The organism is Kineococcus terrestris (assembly GCF_041020755.1).
In the GTDB taxonomy this organism is placed as follows: domain Bacteria; phylum Actinomycetota; class Actinomycetes; order Actinomycetales; family Kineococcaceae; genus Kineococcus; species Kineococcus terrestris.
The window spans coordinates 87,940-104,308 of sequence record NZ_JBEUEI010000002.1; the positions used below are offsets into that span (position 1 = coordinate 87,940).

Sequence of the window (16,369 nt, forward strand, 5' to 3'; positions counted from 1 at the left end):
GGTATGGAAAGAACGTAGCACGCCCTCGGCCCGGGCGTCGCGGACTAGGCTCGCGACCGTGGCAGGGACGGGGAAGGCGACGGTCGGGCGTCCGCGGGGTTTCGACGCCGACCAGGCCCTGGAGCGGGCCCTGCTGGTCTTCTGGGAGCAGGGGTACGAGGGCGCCAGCCTGAGCGACCTGACGGCCGCCATGGGCATCACCCGCCCGAGCCTGTACGCCGCCTTCGGCAACAAGGAGGACCTGTTCCGCGCCGCGCTGGAGCGCTACTCCGCGGGGCCGGCGGCCTACGCCACGCGGGCCCTGGCCGAACCCACCGCCCGGGCGGTGGCCGAGGCGTTCCTGCACGGGGCGGTCGGCACCACCACCGGCGACGACCGGCCCCACGGGTGCCTGGGCACCCAGGGGGCCCTGGCCACGGCCCCCGCCGACCGGGCGGTCCGCGACCTGCTGGCCGCCTGGCGCGACGAGGCCCGTTCCCGCCTGGCGGAACGCTTCCGGCGGGCCCGGGACGAGGGCGACCTCCCGGCGGACTCCGACCCGGCGCTGCTGGCCGAGTTCCTCATGACCGTCGCCAACGGGATCGCCGTCCAGGCGGCCGGCGGCACCGGGCGCGAGCAGCTGCTCGCGGTCGCCGACGCCGCCCTGCGCGCCTGGCCGCCCGCCTGAGGACGCGGGTCAGCGCGCGCCGGCGGTCTCCTCGGCGCAGACCCGGGCGAGCAGCTCGCCGGAGTTCGTGCCCTCGAAGAGCCTGTCCAGCGCGGCCGGGACGTCCTCCAGGCCGTCCACCACGTCGACCGAGTACCGCACCTCGCGCCAGATGACCTCGTCGGGGCGCCGGCGCCCTCGCGGGTGGTGCGCGACCAGCCGGTGCTGGTCCACCGTCACGACCGCTGTTCCGCTCGCGGGAGGGCTCGTGGACGGTGCTGCGGGTTCAGGCGACCGGTCCCAGCAGCAACCCGCCGTCCTGGTCGGCGGTGACGCCGAGGTAGCGGAGGCGCACGAGCCGGTGGTGGGAACTCCCCTCCGTCGACCCTGCTGGCGCTCGTCCGCCACCACCGGGCAGCCCCACCGGATCGACGGGTGGAGCTGAGCGGCGGTCAGTCCGACAGCAGCAGGGTGTAGAGGCTGACCATCTGCCCGTCCTGGACGTGGGCCACGTCCACGCCCCGGAGCACGGGGGGCTCGCCGGGCACCCCGAAGTTCCAGGCCACGTAGCCCAGGTCCTGGTTGACGTGGGTGGGGCCGGCCGCGGTGAACTCCAGGCCCTCCCCCGTGTCCAGGATTTCCTGCACCTTGGCGTGCAGGGCGTCGTGCCCGACGGACACGGACCCGTCGGGAGAGTTGAAACATCCCTCGGGCGCCCAGGTCCTGGCGATCGCCGCCCGGCGGCGTTCGGCGTCCCGTTCGTTGAAGACGTCCAGCAGGTTCGCTGTCATGAGCTGCTCGGTGCTCGCCATGACCAGTCCTCTCGTGTCGTGCGGTGGGTGTGCTCCTCCTGCGCGCGTCCCGACCGGGCGCCGGCCGGTCCGCTGGTGGTGCGTCCGGAGCCGGGCCGAGGTGGGGGCTCAGACGGCGGTGAGCTCGCGGGCCGCGGACGCGGCGGCGGTGAAGTCGTCGGCGTCGGTGCTCAGGGCGATCTCGCGCTGGGCGTCCATGTCGGCCAGCCGCTGGGTCAGCGCGGCGCGGATCATCGCGTCGGCGTCGGAGCCCAGCGCCTGCCGCAGCGGCGGGGAGGGCAGTTCAGCGACGCGGATCATCGCCGCGGCCATCTTGCGCGGGTCGCCGGGCATCGCCTCGAGGGGGATGCCCTCTCCGCGCACGAACTGCGCGGCGGGGGTGCCCGCGTAGACGGCCAGCGCGGGGGCCAGGTCGGCGGAGGCGCCGCCGAAACCGGTGCGGGCCATGCCCGGCTCGATGAGCGTGGTGGTGATGCCGAAGGGGGCCACCTCCGGGGCCAGGGCCTCGACGAAGCCCTCGATCGCCCACTTGCTGGCGTGGTAGAGCGACATGCCGGGGAACGCCAGCTGGCCGCCCATGCTGGCCACCTGCAGGATCCGCCCGCCGCCCTGGGCGCGCAGGTGCGGGACGGCCGCCCGGACCAGGGCGACGGCCCCGGTGACGTTGGTGGCGAGCTGCCGCTCGACCTGCGCGTCGGACAGCTCCTCGGCGGCGCCGAAGAGACCGTAGCCGGCGTTGGAGACCACCACGTCGACGCGGCCGAGCTCGGCGAAGGCCTCGTCGGTCACGCGGCGCACCGCAGCGGTGTCGGTGACGTCCAGGGACCGCGTCCACAGCCGCCGCCCGTGCCGGGCGGCGAGGTCGTCGAGGCGGGAGGGGGTGCGCAGGGTGGCGGCGACGGTGTCACCGCGCTCGAGCAGCTGCTCGGTGAGCTCGCGGCCGAAGCCGCTGGAGGTGCCGGTGATGAGCCACGTGCTGGTCATGACGTCTCCTCAGTAACTGGTCGGTTAAGATGTGAGGACCGTAGCACGCAAGTTCCCCAACTGGTTAGGGAAGATGAAGAGGAGAGTGCTGTGACGCGCATCACACCCGAGGTCGTCCCGCCCGGGGAGACCGCCGAGGCCCCCGCGCAGCTCACCGCCAAGCAGCGGCAGGCGCTGGCCACCCGGACGCGCTTGCTGGCCGCGGCGTTCGAGGAGTTCCAGCAGCACGGCCTGGCGGGCGCGCGGGTCGACCGCATCGCCGAGCGGGCGGGTGCGAACAAGCGCCTGATCTACGTGTACTTCGTCGACAAGGAGACGCTCTTCGACACCGTCCTGGAGCAGCACCTCGAAGCGCTGATCGACGGTGTCCCCTTCGCCGTCGAGGACCTGCCGACCTACGCCGCGGACCTGTTCGACTACCTGGAGCAGCGCCCGGAACTGCTGCGGCTGTTCACCTGGCGCACGCTGGAGCGCGGCGCCGACGCCGCCTCCTCGGCCCCCGAGCTGGCGTCGTACCACGACAAGGTGCACGCCATCGACGCCGCGCAGCGGGCCGGTGCGGTCGCCGGCGGGGTGCCCGCCGCGCACGTCCTGGCGCAGATCCTGGCCCTGGCGCAGTTCTGGGCGCTGGCCGCTCCGGCGCTGCAGGCCGTCGAAGCCGTCGGCGTGGCGCGACGGCAGCTCGCCGGCCGGCGGCGGCGCAGCGTCTACGAGGCGACGCTGCGGCTGACGCGCCCGGCGGCGCCGCGCGGCGCCGGGCAGTAGACGACGGGCGGGCAGGTGGGCGGGGGCCGCACCGGCAGCGGCCGGTGCGACCCCGGGCGCGCCGTCAGCGCCGGGGGCTGAGGCTCGTCAGCAGCGCGGCACCGGCGAGCGCCGCGACGGCTCCGACGACCAGCGGAGCGCCGGCGGAGACCCCGTCGACGAGGAGCCCGCCGGCGACACCTCCCACCGCGATGCCGAGGTTGCAGACGGTCACGATCAGACCGCCGATCTGCTCCAGCCGCTCGGGCTGCACCCGGGCGCCCCAGGTCAGCACGCTCGTGGGCACCCCGCCGAAGCCGAGGCCCCACAGCGCGGCCGCGGCGAACAACCCGGCGGTCGAGCCGCCGGTCGCGTGCAGCAGGAGCATCCCCGCCCCCAGCGCGACGGGGAAGGCGAGCACCGCCGCGCGCAGCGCCCGGTCGGCCAGCGGACCGCTGATCGCCGTGCCGAGCGCGGTGGCGACCCCGAACACCAGCAGCAGCGCCGCGGTGCCGGCGGGACCGATCGGCGACAGGCTCTCCACGGCCGGCCGCAGGTAGGTGAAGGCACCGAAGTGCCCGCCGAACACCAGCAGGACCGCGAGCAGGCCCAGCAGGACGACGCCCGAGCGCAGCGTCACCCCGAGCGCGCGGGTGCCGTTCACCGGCGGGGGCGCGATGCGCGGCAGCGTGGCGGCCTGCACGAGCAGCGCGAGGACGGCGACACCGGCGCCCAGCACGAACACCTGCCGCCACCCCCACACCTCCCCCAGCCAGGACCCGAGCGGGACGGCGGCGACCGTGGCCAGCGAGACGCCGGTGTTGACCACGGTCAGCGCGCGGCCGAGGTGGTCGGCGGGCACCAGGTGGGCGACCACGGCGGTGGCCATCGCCCAGAACCCGCCGAGGGCGACGCCGAGCAGGAGCCGGGCGACCAGCAGGACGGCGAGGTTCGGCGCGAGCGCGACGGCCAGGCTGGAGACGACCGCGAGCGCCGTGAGGGCGAGCACGACGCGGCGCCGGTCGGCGCGCGGCAGGAGCGCGGCGATGGACAGGGCCGAGAGCACGGCCGCCGCGGCCGTCGCGGTCACGCTCTGACCGGCCGCGCCCGCCGAGACCCCCAGGTCGTCGGCCATGCGCGGCAGCAGGCTGGCGGGCAGGAACTCGGCCATGACGATGGCGAAGATCCCCAGGCCGAGGGAGACGACGCCGGCCCAGGACGCCGGCCGGTGCGTCGTGCCGGTCGCAGGGGCGGAGCCGGTCGCGGAGGTGCTGCTGGTCGAGCTCACCAGGCCAGCTCGCCGTTCTCGTCCTGCAGCGTCCCCGTGGGGCCGTCCGCGCCCAGGGTCGCCAGCCGGACGACGACCCGGGCGCTGTCCTGCACGGGCCGACCGATGCCGAAGGCGGCGGTCATGTCGGTGGCCGTGGTCCCCGGCTCCAGTGCGTTGAACTTGATGCCGGGGTGCGTCTTGGCGTACTGGACGGTCAGCATGGTGGCTGCGGACTTGGACGCGGCGTACAGCTGCAGCGGCGCCCTCGACTCCGCCCGCTCGGGGTTGTTCACCGCCCAGAAGGACCCCATGCTGCTGGACACCGTGACCACGTTGGGGTTGGCCGAGCGGGCCAGCAGCGGCAGCGCCGCCTCGGTGACGCGCACGATCCCCACCGCGTTGGTGTCGAACGTGCGCAGCGCCGCGGCGGTGTCGAAACCGGTCTCCAGCACGCCGGCGTTGTGCACGAGGACGTCCAGGCGCCCCTCGGCCGCGTCGATGCTCGCCAGCGCCGCGGCCACCGAGGCGTCGTCGGTGACGTCCAGCTGCACGGAGCGGACCCCCAGCTCGGCGGCGGCCTTCTCCCCGCGCTCGGCGTCGCGGGAGCCGATGTACACGAGGTGCCCCAGCGCGGACAGCTGCCGGGCGGTCTCGAAGCCGATGCCCTTGTTGCCCCCGGTGATCAGGGTGACGGTCCGCGAGGTGCTGGTCGTGGAGGTGCTGGTCGCAGGGGTGGTGCTCATGGTGTTCCTCTCGGGACGGGTGGGCCCGGGTGGCCCGCTCCCCACGGTGGGGCCCGGCCCGCTGCCCCGGCAGTGCCCTGGTCAGCCGGGGGTGCGCCAGGACCCCCGCTGTCCCTCGCGCACCGACCTACGCTGGAGCGGTGAGCGAGAGCACGAACCACCTGGGCGCCTACCTGCGCGCCCGGCGCGAGCAGGTGACACCGGCGCAGGCGGGGATCCCCGAGCTGGGGGTGCGCCGCACCCCGGGGCTGCGCCGCGAGGAGGTCGCGATGCTCGCCGGCATCAGCGCCGACTACTACCTGCGCCTGGAGCGCGGCCGGGACCGCCACCCCTCGGTGCAGGTGCTGGAGTCCATCGCGCGGGTCCTGCAGCTGGACGAGGACCACCTGGCCCACCTGCTGACCCTGGCCGCCGGCGTCCCCCGCCGACGCCGCAGGGCGCGGCGGCAGTCCCACCCAGCGGGATGGTGAAGCTGGTGCACTCCCTGGTGCAGCCGGCGTTCATCGAGGACCGCTCCTTCGACATCCTGACGTCCAACGCCTCGGCGCGGGCCCTGTCCCCCGGCCTCGTCGAGGGCGGGAACCAGCTGCGCGACCTGTTCCTGGACCCGGCCGTGCAGGCGCTGCACCCGCAGTGGCACGAGGTCACCGAGTGCTTCGTGTTCAACCTGCGCCGAGCCGTGGGGACCGACGTCGACGACCCCCGCTTCATCGAGCTCACCGGTGAGCTGTCGCTGGCCAGCGCCCGGTTCCGCGAGCTGTGGGCCCGGCACGAGGTGCGGGGGCAGCGCGGCACCCCCGTCGAGATCGAGCACCCGCAGGTCGGGCGCATGACCCTGAACCGCGAACGGCTGAGCATCGACGGCACCGACGACCTGATGCTCGTCGTGTACCACCCCGACGCCGGGTCCGAGGCCGCCGACAAGCTGGCGCTGCTGGCCTCGGCGAACCTGCCGGCGGCGGGCACGGGCGGCGGCACCCCCTCCTCGCCCCGCACCCGGCACCGCGACGGAGCGGGGGCGTGACGACCGTCGGCGTCCTCGGCGCCGGGCAGGCGGGCAGCGTCCTGGCGCACGCCCTCACCACCGCCGGCCACGACGTCGTCATCGCGAACTCCCGCGGGCCCGGAACCCTGGCGGAACTGGTCGCCGCGCTGGACCCCCGGGCCCGCGCGGCGCGCGCCGCCGAGGCCGCGGCCGCCGCCGACGTCGCGGTGCTCGCGTTCCCGTACGCGCCCACCGACCGCCTGCCCGTCGAGGAGCTCGCGGGCAAGGTCGTGATCGACGTCGACAACTACATGCCGTGGCGCGGCGGGAACCTGCCCGAGGTCGACGCCGGCCGCGCGACGCTCCACCAGCTGCGCCAGCGGCAGCTGCCCGGCGCGCAGCTCGTGAAGGCGTTCTCGCACGTGCAGTTCCACGCGCGCTCCCCCGTGCGGTTCCCGGGCGACGAGCGACCCGCCCTCCTCCGGCTGGCCCGGCCGGCGGGAGATCCCGAGCGCAAGGCCCTGGCCGTCTTCAGCGACTTCCCGGACGCAACCGCCCTGGTCACCCGGTTCTGCGACGAGCTGGGTTTCGACGCGGTCGACGGCGGTCCGCTGAGCGAGTCGTGGCGCAGCGCCCCGGGGACACCGGCGTGGCGCCACCACGTCGACGGGCAGAGCCGCGAGGAGCTCGTGGAGAACCTGCGGCGCGCGCAGCGCGTCCCCGGCTGACCCGCACGCTGCCGCGCGGGCCGCCCCGCGACCGCCTCAGCGGTCCCCGGGGCCGTACGAGAAGAACGGCCAGCCGTCGCGGAACTCCACCTCCCGCACCTGCATGCGGATCGTGCCGCCGGTGTCGGTGTCGTAGTAGTGGTGCACGCCGTACCAGCGGCCGCGTTCGCGCACGACGTCCAGGGCGCCGGGCCCGGCCTGGTTCCCGCGCCGCTCCAGCAGGACCTCGCCGCCGCCCTCGGTCAGCGGCGTGCCGTCGCGGTCGACGAAGGGACCGGTGGGGCTGGTCGAGCGGCCCACGACGGTCTTGTACGTGCTGTCCGCGCCGCGGCAGCACAGGTCCCACGCGGTCGTCAGGTACCACCAGCGGCCCTGCTGGAACAGCTGCGGGTTCTCGATGGCGTTGGGCGGGACCTCGGCGTTGCTGGCCAGGCGGATCCGCTCGCCGACGGGGGTGTCCATGCCCTCCAGCCGCTGCAGCTGGATCCCGGACCAGAACGAGCCGTAGGCGATGAACCACGTGCCGCCGTCACGGAACACCATGGGGTCGATGGCGTTGAAGTCGTCGCCGGGTTCCGACGTGAGCACCGGCCCGTGGTCCACCCAGCTGCCCGGGTCGCCCGGGGTGCGGGTGGTGGCGTGGCCGATGGCGGAGCGGTTCGTGCCGAAGCTGGAGGCCGAGTAGTACAGGTGGAACACGCCGGCGCGCTCGACGACGTGCGGGGCCCACAGGTGCGCGACGCCGTACGCGCGCGTCCACTCCGGCAGCGGGATCGCGCCCACGCTCTCCCACGGCCCGGCCAGCGTGCCGGTGGAGCGGCGCACGAAGATCCCGCCCGGGTCGTCGGGGTCGGCGATCCCGGTGGAGAACACGTAGTGGGTGCCGCGGTCGGAGAAGATCGTCGGGTCGTGCACGGGGTCGTCGACGACCCCCTCCACGTAGTCCCCGACGTCGCCGGTCATCGCCAGCTCGCCGGTCAGCGGCGGGCCGCCGTGCCCGGCGGCCTCGGCGCCGACGGGGGCGGCCAGCAGGGCCAGCGCGGCCGCCGCCGCGGTCGTCCAGCGCAGCCGGGACCGGCGCGCGCCGGGGGTGGTGGGGGTCGCAGCAGGGGTCGTGGTCGTGCGGGTCGTCACTGGTCCTCCGCTCGTCGTCGAGCGCACCGGGGTGCGAGGGGTGCCCCCACCCTGCCTCACACTTCCATCGTTGTACAAGGGGGGGAGGCTGGGCGGCGCGACCACCAGCGGGCACCCTGGTCCGGCGCACCACCCCGCGCACGAGCACGCACGAAGGAGAGCGACAGTGAGCGATCGAGCCGTCCCGGACATCCCCGCGACGATGAGGGCCAGCGTCCTGGTCGAGAAGGGCGTGATCGAGCTGCAGGAGCGGCCGGTGCCGCGGCCGCGGCCCGGGGAGGTGCTGGTCCGCGTCGCCGCGGTCGGCGTGTGCGGCTCGGACGTGCACTACTACCAGCACGGGGCGATCGGCGACTTCGTCGTCCGCGAGCCCCTCGTGCTCGGCCACGAGGTCTCCGGCCAGGTCGTCGCCGTCGGCGAGGGCGTCGACGCGGCCCGCGTGGGCGAGCGCGTCGCCGTCGACCCGCAGCGCCCGTGCCGGCAGTGCCGCGCCTGCAAGACCGGCCGGTTCAACCTCTGCCCGTTCATGGAGTTCTACGCCACCCCGCCCGTCGACGGGACGTTCTGCGAGTACGTGACCGCCCCCGCCGACATGGCGTTCGCGGTGCCGGACAGCCTGTCCGACGAGTCCGCGGCCCTGCTGGAACCGCTGTCGGTGGGCATCTGGGCCGCGCACAAGGCGCAGGTCGGCCCCGGCGACCAGGTCCTCGTCGCCGGCGCCGGGCCGATCGGCGCGATGGTCGCCCAGGCCGTGCGGGCGCGGGGCGCCACCGACGTCGTCGTCACCGACTTCGTCGACTCGCGCCGCGAGCGCATCACCTCCTTCGGCGCCACCCGCGCCCTGCACCCCGTCGCCGACGCCGAGGAGCTGGCCGGGATGCGCGCCGACGCGTTCGTCGACTGCACCGGCGCCACCCCCGCCGTGCTGTCCGGGATCCGCTCGGTGCGCCCCGGCGGCACCGCCGTCCTCGTCGGCATGGGCGCGGACGAGATGCCGGTCCCCGTGTCGCTGGTCGCCAGCCGCGAGATCACCCTCACCGGGGTGTTCCGCTACGTCGACACCTGGCCGCGCGGCATCGCGCTGACCACGTCCGGCGCCGTGCACCTGGACGACATGGTCACCCACCGGTACACCCTGGAGCAGGTGGAGGAGGCGCTGAACGCCGACTCCGACCCGCTGAGCATGAAGGCCGTCGTCGTCGTGCACCCCACGACCACGAGCGCGACCGCGAGCGCGGGCGGCGCCGCGTGAGCGGGGTCCTGGACCGCTTCTCCCTCGCCGGGCGCACCGCCCTGGTCACCGGCGGGTACCGCGGGCTCGGCCGGGCGTTCGCGCAGGCGCTCGCCGAGGCCGGCGCGGACGTCGTCGTCGCCGCCCGCGACGAGGCCCGCTCCGTCGCCGCGGCGCGGGAGATCGCCGACTCGACGGGCCGGCGGACCCTCGGCCTGCGCCTGGACGTCACCTCCCGCGCCGAGGTGGAGGCCGCCGTCGAGCGCACCACCGCCGAGCTCGGCGGCCTGCACGTCCTCGTCAACAACGCCGGGGCCTGCGTGCACCGGCCCGCCCTGGAGGTCACCGACGACGAGTACGAGGAGGTGATGACGACCAACGTCAAGGGCGTGTGGCTGCCCAGCCAGGTCGCGGCGCGCTGGATGGCCGCGAACGGCGGCGGCAGCATCGTCAACATCGGCTCGATCAGCGCCTCGATCGTCAACCGCCCGCAGATGCAACCGGCGTACAACGCCTCCAAGGCGGCCGTGCACCAGCTGACGAGGTCGCTGGCCGCGGAGTGGGCGCCGCTGGGCATCCGCGTCAACGCCGTCGCCCCCGGCTACGTCAAGACGGAGATGGCGCCCGTGGACGAGCCGCGCTTCCGGCGCATGTGGATCGAGGACGCGCCCATGCAGCGCTACGCCACCCCGGACGAGATCGCCGCCACCGTCGTCTACCTGGCCTCGGACGCCTCGTCGTTCTCCACCGGCTCGGTGGTCGTCACCGACGGCGGCTACACGCTCTTCTGAGCCGCCGCCGGCAGGACCGCCGGATTGGGAAGAAGCCGGCCCGCGCTGGCATTGTGTCCTCAGGCATGGACACGACGACGAGCGCGGGCTGGCTGTTCACCCAGCGGCGCCACATCGACCTCGGGCGGACGGCGAGCTCCCGATAGGGGGGCCGGCGCACCGGTCCGTCAGCTCACCCCTCCTCCCCCGAAGGTCCCTCCATGATCCGCGCCCTGCGCAGGACGCCGTTCGGCGTCCAGGTCCTCATCGGTCTCGTCCTCGGCGTCGTCCTCGGCGCCCTCGCCCGCTCGATGGGCGGCACGGCCGACGACCCGAACTGGCTGACCACCACCCTCGACACCATCGGCTCGACGTTCGTGACGCTGCTGCGCACGCTCGTCCCGCCCCTCGTGCTCCTGGCGATCGTCACCTCGATCGCCAACCTGCGCGAGGTCACCAACGCCGCCCGCCTGGCCTGGCAGACGCTGCTGTGGTTCGCGGTCACCGCGCTCGTCTCCGTCGGCATCGGCCTGGCCATCGGGCTGGTCACCGACCCCGGCAACCGCACCTCCGTCTCGGCCGACGCCGCGACGTTCGAGGGCCGCTCCGGTTCCTGGCTGGACTTCCTGCAGGGCATCGTCCCGGTCAACCTCGTCGGCCTGCAGGCCTCCACCTCCGTCGAGGACGGCTCCGCCTCGACCTCGCTGAGCTTCAACGTCCTGCAGCTGATCGTCGTCGCCATCGCGATCGGCGTCGCCGCCCTCAAGGTCGGCCAGAAGGCCGAGCCGTTCCTGACGTTCTCGCGCAGCGCCCTCGCGGTCGTGCAGACGATCCTGTGGTGGGTCATCCGCCTGGCCCCGCTGGGCACCGTCGGCCTGCTGGGGCGCGCCGTCGCCAGCTACGGCTGGGACGCGCTGAGCCCGCTGGCCGTGTTCGTCGCCGACGTCTACGTCGGCCTGGCGATCGTCCTGTTCGTCCTGTACCCGGTGCTGCTGCGCCTGCACGGCCTGCCCGTCGGGCGGTTCTTCGCCGGCGCCTGGCCGGCGATCCAGCTGGCGTTCGTCTCCCGCTCCTCCATCGGCACCCTGCCGGTGACGCAGCGGGTCACCGAGGAGAACCTCGGCGTGCCGCGCTCGTACGCCTCGTTCGCCGTGCCGCTGGGCGCGACGACGAAGATGGACGGCTGCGCGGCGATCTACCCGGCGCTCGCGGCGATCTTCGTCGCCGGGTTCTTCGGCGTGGACCTGTCGGTGACCGACTACCTGCTCATCGCCTTCGTGTCCGTCGTGGGCTCGGCCGCCACCGCGGGCCTGACGGGCGCCACGGTCATGCTGACGCTGACCCTGTCGACGCTGGGCCTGCCGCTGGCCGGGGTCGGCCTGCTGCTGGCGATCGACCCGATCCTCGACATGGGCCGCACCGCGGTGAACGTCGCCGGTCAGGCGCTCGTGCCGACGATCGTCGCCAAGCGCGAGGGCATCCTCGACCTGGAGCGCTACCGCTCGCGCCGCCCCGTGGAGGAGACGACGAAGGAGACCGTCGCGGTCTGACCGCTCCCCACCGCACGTCCCGCGGGACCCGTCGCGCCGACCGGCGCGGCGGGTCCCGCCGCGTCCGGGGCGCTCAGCGGCGCGGGCGCGCCTCGACGACCGTGACGCCCGAGGCGAACGCGCGCCGGTCCAGGACCTCCAGGTGGGTCGTGCGCGGGCCCCGCCGCCCGAACAGCGGGACCCCGTCCCCCAGCAGCAGCGGGTTCACCTTCAGCACCAGGCGGTCCACCTCCTCCAGCAGGGACCCGGCCAGCTCACCGCCACCGGCCAGGTAGACGTCCGAGCCGCCCTCCTCGGCCTTCAGGGCGCGCACCAGCGCGACCGCGTCCTGCACGAGCGTCACGTCCGCGCCCGTGCGGCGCCCCGGGGAGCCGACGACGTACTGGCGCAGGTGCGGGTACGGGCTGTCGATCCCCACCGCCAGCGCGGGGGTGTACGTGCCCCAGCCCATGACGACGGTGTCGAAGCGGGACAGGTCCGCCCGAACGCCCAGGGCGCGCTGCACGTGCCCGGGCAGCGCGTCGGTGTACTCGCCGACCACGAGCTCCATGTGGTCCCCCTCCACGGGGAAGGCGTCGGCCGAGCCGTCCGGGGCGGCGATGAACCCGTCGAGGCTGACGGCCACGTAGTACACGAGCTCCCTGCGGCGCGGTGGTCTATCCACCTGGGTGATCGTGCTCGGCGCCACCACCGCGGTCAACGGGGTTCCCCGTGATCGAGTGGCGCTGCGCGCTCACGCGCCTACCGTGCGGACATGACCCCTCCCGCGCGACGCGCCGCCGCCGTCGCGGCCGCAGCCGCCCTCCTGCTGGCCGCCCCCGGGACCGCCGCCGCGGCACCGGCCTCCCCCGCACCGGCGGCCGCCGGCGCCACCCCGCTCGCCGGCCCGCCCGCCGGGCGCCCGTTCCCCGCCACCGTGCCGCTGCCCACCGGGTCCCTGCCCGAGGGGATCGCCGAGGGCCCGGGCACCACGTTCTACGCCGGCTCGCGCGCCGACGGCAGCGTCGTGCGCGGCAACCTGCGCACGGGCGTCACCACCCCGTTCGTGCCCGGCGTCGAGGGCCGCGTCGCGGTCGGGATGCGCTACGAGGAGGGGGCCGACCGGCTGTGGGTCGCCGGCGGTGCCACCGGCGCCGTCACCGCCTACGACGGCACGACCGGCGAGGAGCTGGGGCGCTGGCTGGTGCCCGGCAGCGGGTTCCTCAACGACGTCGAGGTCACCCGCGACGCGGTGCTCGTCACCGACTCCGCCGTGCAGCGGCTCGTCGTGGTCCCCCTCGGCCCCGGCGGGGAGCTGCCCGGACCCGACGGCGCGCGGACCCTGCCGATCACCGGCGACCTCGTCTACGGCGAGGGGTTCAACGCCAACGGGATCCGCGCCCTCCCCACCGGCCAGCTGCTGGTGACGCAGAGCAGCACGGGAGACCTGTTCCGCGTCGACCCCGCCACCGGGGCCAGCGTCCGCGTCCCCGTGGGCGGGCGGGACCTGACCAGCGGCGACGGCCTCGTGCTGCGCGGGCCGTTCCTGTACGTCGTCAACGGGTTCTCCGGCGACAGCGCCGCCGTCGTCCTGCTGACCCCCGGCGGGCGCGCCGGCCTGGTCGTCGGGGAGGTCTCGTCCCCGCTCCTGGACCGGCCCACCACGGGGATCCTCGCCGCCGGGGCGCTGTACCTGGTCAACGGGCGCTTCGAGGTCGAGGACCCGGAGAGCGCCGAGTACCAGGTGGTGCGGGTCGAGCTGCGCTGAGGCGACGGTTCAGGCGGGAGAGACGACCAGCAGGGGCTTGGCCCCGCGGGGCGTGTCGCCGAGCAGGGCCACGAGCGTCCCGTCCGGTCCGAACGCCGCCACGGGACCCTCGACGCCGGCGGCGGGCAGGAAACCCCCGTGCGCCACGGAGGCGGTCTGCGCGGCGTCCAGCTCGCGCACGGGGAACAGCCGGCGCGCCACGTCGGCCAGCGGTTCCACGCGCGGCTCGCGCTCGACCTCCTCCAGCGTGCGCGCGGTGCTCAGCTCGAACGGGCCGGACCTGGTGCGCCGCAGCGCCGTCAGGTGCCCGCCCACGCCCAGCGCGGCGCCCAGGTCGCGCGCCAGCGCCCGCACGTAGGTGCCGCTGGAGACCTCCACCGCCACGTCCAGGTCCACGAAGGGGGCCGCGTCGCGCCGCGCGAGGACGTCGAAGCGGGCGACCACGACCGGCCGCGGCGGCAGCTCGACCTCCTCGCCGCCGCGCACCCGCGCGTAGGAGCGGCGCCCGTCCACCTTCACCGCGCTCACCGCGCTGGGCCGCTGGGCGATCGGGCCGGTCAGCGCCGCCACGGCCGCCGCGAGCGCCTCCGGCGCCAGCCCCGTCGCGTCCACCGGCTCGCCCAGCACCTCCCCCTCGGCGTCGTCGGTGACGGTCGCCGCGCCCAGCCGCACCGTGGCCGTGTACGCCTTGTCGTGGGCGACGAGGTGGGTGAGGAACTTCGTGCCGCGGTTCACCCCCAGGACCAGGACCCCCGTCGCGGCGGGGTCCAGGGTCCCCGCGTGGCCCACGCGCCGGGTGCGCAGCAGCCGCCGGCAGCGGCCCACGACGTCGTGGCTGGTCCACCCCGCGGGTTTGTCGACGACGAGGATCCCGTCGCCGACGTCGGGAGCGGTGGGCTGGTCGGGCTGGTCGGGCACGGCGCCCAGGGTGGCACGCCGGGAGCGCCGCCCGGTCGGACGGTCCCAGCGGCCCCTGGCGCCACCCGGGGGTTCCGGAGGAGTTCCGGAGCAGTTCCGGACGATGTCGGAACGCTTCCGTGACCTTGCGGACCTTGTCGCCCCCGAACGCCGTCCCTACGGTGATCGGCACGCGGCAGCCCCGCACCGGCGACGACGCCGGTGCGCTCGACGACGAGGCGGGAGGCGACGACGTGACGGCACCGGTGGACTCCGCGCGGACGGCCGCCATCCTGGGCGCGCTGGACGCCGACGGCCAGGTCAGCGTGCGCGACCTCGCCCGGCGCCTCGGGGTGTCCGACGTGACCATCCGCAAGGACCTCGAGGCGCTGCAGGCGCGCGCGGCGCTGCGCCGCGTGCGCGGTGGCGCCGTGCCCGTCGAGCGGGACGCGGACCCCGCCGCGCAGGACGAGGGGCCGTTCGAGGCGCGGATGCGCCTGCGGCGCGTGGAGAAGGAGGCCGTCGCCGACGCCGTGGCCCCGCTGGTGGCCGACGGCGACGTCATCGCCCTGGACTCCTCCACCACCTGCCACCTGCTCGCCACCCGGCTCCTGGACCGCCACGGCCTCGTCGTCGTGACGAACAGCCTGCGCACCGCGACCCTGCTCGCCGAGCGCACCGACGCCACCGTCCTCGTGCCCGGCGGCACGGTCCGCCGCCCCTCGTTCTCGCTCGTCGGCGACGTCGGCGCCTCGCTGGCCGGCCGCGGCCGCATCGACCGCGGGTTCTTCAGCGGCACCGGCATCTCCCCCGGCGCGGGGCTGGCCGAGTTCACCGCCGAGGAGGCGCACGCCAAGCAGGTGCTGGCCGCGCCCTGCCGGGAGGTGCACGCCCTCGTCGACCCGTCGAAGTTCGGCGGGCTGTCGCTGTGCACCTCGATCCCCGCCGACCGCCTCACCGCCGTGTGGACCACGGCGGGGGCGGACCCGGGCGCCGTGGCGGCGCTGAGGGCCGCCGGCGTCACCGTCAACGTTCCGGGCGCACCGTCGCGCCCGGGGAGGGAGGAACCGTGATCTCGACACGCACCCGCGCGGCGGCCGCCGCGCTCGGGGTCGCCGCGCTCGTGCTCACCGCGTGCGGCGAGGGCAGCGGGGGGTCCGCCGGTGGCGGCGGAGGTGGCGGCGGGGGCGGCGGTGAGGACGGCGGCGGCGGTCCCACGGTCGCGTTCGTCCCCAAGCTGCAGGGCATCCCGTACTTCGAGGCGATGAACACGGGCGGGCAGGCCGCCTGCGAGGAGCTCGGCTGCACCTGGCTGTACCAGGGCCCGGTGGAGGCCGACGCCGCCGCGCAGGCCGACATCGTGCGCTCCTACGTCCAGCAGGGCGTCGACGTGCTGTTCGTGGCGCCCAACGACCCCGACTCGATGGCGCCGCTGCTGCAGGAGGCCGCCGACGCGGGCATCGCCGTGGGCACCACCGACACGGACGCCCCCGGCTCGGTGCGCGAGGTGTTCGTCAACCAGGCCAGCGCCGAGGGGATCGGGCAGACGCTGACCGACCAGCTGCTGGAGGCGATGGGCGGCAGCGGGCGCTACGCCATCGTCTCGTGCGGGGAGACCGCGGAGAACCTCAACAGCTGGATCGAGGTGCAGCGCGCGCACACCGCCGAGCAGTACCCCGAGGCGGAGATCACCAGCGTCGTGTACGCCGGGGAGGACCAGGCCGTCGCCACCCAGCTGGCCACCGACCTGATGAACGCCGACCCGACCCTGACCGGTCTCGTCGGCGAGTGCACCTCCTCCGCACCTGGTGTGGCGCAGGCGGTGCGCGACGCCGGCCGGATCGGGCAGGTCTCCACCGTGGGCCTGGGCACCCCGCAGTCGATGGCGCCCTACCTGGAGGACGGGTCCAGCTCGGCCAGCGTCCTGTGGGACGTCGAGGCCCTGGGGTGGCTGACCGCGTGGGCCGGCGTCCAGCTGCACGAGGGCGCGGAGTTCTCCGCGACGAACCAGGTGAACGACGACCTGGACGCCGTCGAGTACGACGAGGCGTCGCGGACGCTGCTGCTCGGGCCGCCGCTGGTCATCACCACCGAGAACGTCGGCGAGTTCGACTACTGACGGGAGGCG

General features: G+C 75.2%; 17 protein-coding genes and 1 pseudogene. 10 read left to right on the forward strand and 8 right to left on the reverse strand.

All coding sequences use genetic code 11. The annotated features are described in order from the left end of the window. Window positions 1-58: 58 nt before the first annotated feature. Window positions 59-667 carry a TetR/AcrR family transcriptional regulator gene (locus AB8M62_RS01720; protein ID WP_369068453.1) on the forward strand — a complete coding sequence of 203 codons (609 nt, stop codon included), beginning with the start codon at window positions 59-61 and terminating at the stop codon, window positions 665-667. Window positions 668-676: 9 nt separating this feature from the next. On the opposite strand, the gene AB8M62_RS01725 is transcribed toward AB8M62_RS01720, so the two are convergent. From AB8M62_RS01725 to AB8M62_RS01735, 3 genes are all read right to left on the reverse strand, one after another. Continuing rightward, on the reverse strand, window positions 677-886 hold the full coding sequence (locus AB8M62_RS01725) for a hypothetical protein (protein ID WP_369068454.1): 210 nt from the start codon (window positions 884-886) through the stop codon (window positions 677-679). Window positions 887-1,098: 212 nt separating this feature from the next. After that, the gene (locus tag AB8M62_RS01730) at window positions 1,099-1,458 is read right to left on the reverse strand and encodes a nuclear transport factor 2 family protein (protein WP_369068455.1); all 360 of its coding nucleotides are present in this window, start codon (window positions 1,456-1,458) and stop codon (window positions 1,099-1,101) included. Window positions 1,459-1,566: 108 nt separating this feature from the next. Then, on the reverse strand, window positions 1,567-2,442 hold the full coding sequence (locus AB8M62_RS01735) for an SDR family oxidoreductase (RefSeq protein ID WP_369068456.1): 876 nt from the start codon (window positions 2,440-2,442) through the stop codon (window positions 1,567-1,569). A gap of 90 nt (window positions 2,443-2,532) precedes the next feature. On the opposite strand from AB8M62_RS01735, the gene AB8M62_RS01740 reads away from it, so the two are divergent. Beyond that, the gene (locus AB8M62_RS01740; protein WP_369068457.1) at window positions 2,533-3,207 is read left to right on the forward strand and encodes a TetR family transcriptional regulator; all 675 of its coding nucleotides are present in this window, start codon (window positions 2,533-2,535) and stop codon (window positions 3,205-3,207) included. Between the two features lie 64 nt (window positions 3,208-3,271). Here the strand turns inward: AB8M62_RS01740 and AB8M62_RS01745 are convergent, their stop codons facing one another. Continuing rightward, window positions 3,272-4,474, reverse strand: a complete 1,203-nt coding sequence (locus tag AB8M62_RS01745) for an MFS transporter (RefSeq protein WP_369068458.1) — start codon at window positions 4,472-4,474, stop codon at window positions 3,272-3,274. Then, complete coding sequence (locus tag AB8M62_RS01750) at window positions 4,471-5,199, reverse strand: SDR family NAD(P)-dependent oxidoreductase (protein ID WP_369068459.1); 729 nt, start codon at window positions 5,197-5,199, stop codon at window positions 4,471-4,473. Before AB8M62_RS01750 ends, AB8M62_RS01745 begins: the two co-directional genes overlap by 4 nt. Window positions 5,200-5,339: 140 nt before the next feature. Between AB8M62_RS01750 and AB8M62_RS01755 the strand changes: the two are divergent. Together AB8M62_RS01755 and AB8M62_RS01760 are read left to right on the forward strand one after the other, a co-directional pair. After that, window positions 5,340-6,223: pseudogene (locus AB8M62_RS01755) on the forward strand (helix-turn-helix domain-containing protein). Beyond that, window positions 6,220-6,912: an NADPH-dependent F420 reductase gene (locus AB8M62_RS01760; protein ID WP_369068460.1), complete on the forward strand. Its 693-nt coding sequence runs from the start codon at window positions 6,220-6,222 to the stop codon at window positions 6,910-6,912. The pseudogene AB8M62_RS01755 and the gene AB8M62_RS01760 overlap by 4 nt, the downstream one beginning before the upstream one ends. 36 nt (window positions 6,913-6,948) lie before the next feature. Here AB8M62_RS01760 and AB8M62_RS01765 read toward each other — a convergent pair whose 3' ends face one another. Continuing rightward, entirely contained in the window at window positions 6,949-8,046 is a 1,098-nt protein-coding gene (locus AB8M62_RS01765; RefSeq protein WP_369068461.1) for an arabinan endo-1,5-alpha-L-arabinosidase, read from the reverse strand. A 202-nt stretch (window positions 8,047-8,248) separates the two neighbouring features. On the opposite strand from AB8M62_RS01765, the gene AB8M62_RS01770 reads away from it, so the two are divergent. The 3 genes from AB8M62_RS01770 (at window position 8,249) to AB8M62_RS01780 (ending at window position 11,597) form a co-directional block, all read left to right on the forward strand. Then, on the forward strand, window positions 8,249-9,298 hold the full coding sequence (locus AB8M62_RS01770) for an NAD(P)-dependent alcohol dehydrogenase (protein ID WP_369053038.1): 1,050 nt from the start codon (window positions 8,249-8,251) through the stop codon (window positions 9,296-9,298). Continuing rightward, the gene (locus AB8M62_RS01775; protein WP_369052919.1) at window positions 9,295-10,068 is read left to right on the forward strand and encodes an SDR family NAD(P)-dependent oxidoreductase; all 774 of its coding nucleotides are present in this window, start codon (window positions 9,295-9,297) and stop codon (window positions 10,066-10,068) included. The genes AB8M62_RS01770 and AB8M62_RS01775 overlap by 4 nt, the downstream gene beginning before the upstream one ends. A gap of 200 nt (window positions 10,069-10,268) precedes the next feature. Beyond that, window positions 10,269-11,597: a dicarboxylate/amino acid:cation symporter gene (locus AB8M62_RS01780; RefSeq protein ID WP_369052918.1), complete on the forward strand. Its 1,329-nt coding sequence runs from the start codon at window positions 10,269-10,271 to the stop codon at window positions 11,595-11,597. A gap of 73 nt (window positions 11,598-11,670) precedes the next feature. On the opposite strand, the gene AB8M62_RS01785 is transcribed toward AB8M62_RS01780, so the two are convergent. Then, the gene (locus AB8M62_RS01785; RefSeq protein ID WP_369068462.1) at window positions 11,671-12,261 is read right to left on the reverse strand and encodes a dihydrofolate reductase family protein; all 591 of its coding nucleotides are present in this window, start codon (window positions 12,259-12,261) and stop codon (window positions 11,671-11,673) included. Window positions 12,262-12,351: 90 nt separating this feature from the next. On the opposite strand from AB8M62_RS01785, the gene AB8M62_RS01790 reads away from it, so the two are divergent. Beyond that, complete coding sequence (locus AB8M62_RS01790; RefSeq protein WP_369052916.1) at window positions 12,352-13,344, forward strand: NHL repeat-containing protein; 993 nt, start codon at window positions 12,352-12,354, stop codon at window positions 13,342-13,344. 9 nt (window positions 13,345-13,353) lie between these two features. Here AB8M62_RS01790 and truB read toward each other — a convergent pair whose 3' ends face one another. Next, window positions 13,354-14,262 (reverse strand): tRNA pseudouridine(55) synthase TruB, encoded by a 909-nt coding sequence (gene truB, locus AB8M62_RS01795; protein WP_369068463.1) that lies wholly within the window; start codon window positions 14,260-14,262, stop codon window positions 13,354-13,356. Window positions 14,263-14,423: 161 nt separating this feature from the next. Between truB and AB8M62_RS01800 the strand changes: the two genes are divergently transcribed. Together AB8M62_RS01800 and AB8M62_RS01805 are read left to right on the forward strand one after the other, a co-directional pair. Next, entirely contained in the window at window positions 14,424-15,314 is an 891-nt protein-coding gene (locus AB8M62_RS01800; protein WP_369068464.1) for a DeoR/GlpR family DNA-binding transcription regulator, read from the forward strand. Then, window positions 15,311-16,360 (forward strand): autoinducer 2 ABC transporter substrate-binding protein, encoded by a 1,050-nt coding sequence (locus AB8M62_RS01805; RefSeq protein ID WP_369052910.1) that lies wholly within the window; start codon window positions 15,311-15,313, stop codon window positions 16,358-16,360. The genes AB8M62_RS01800 and AB8M62_RS01805 overlap by 4 nt, the downstream gene beginning before the upstream one ends. Window positions 16,361-16,369: the final 9 nt, after the last annotated feature.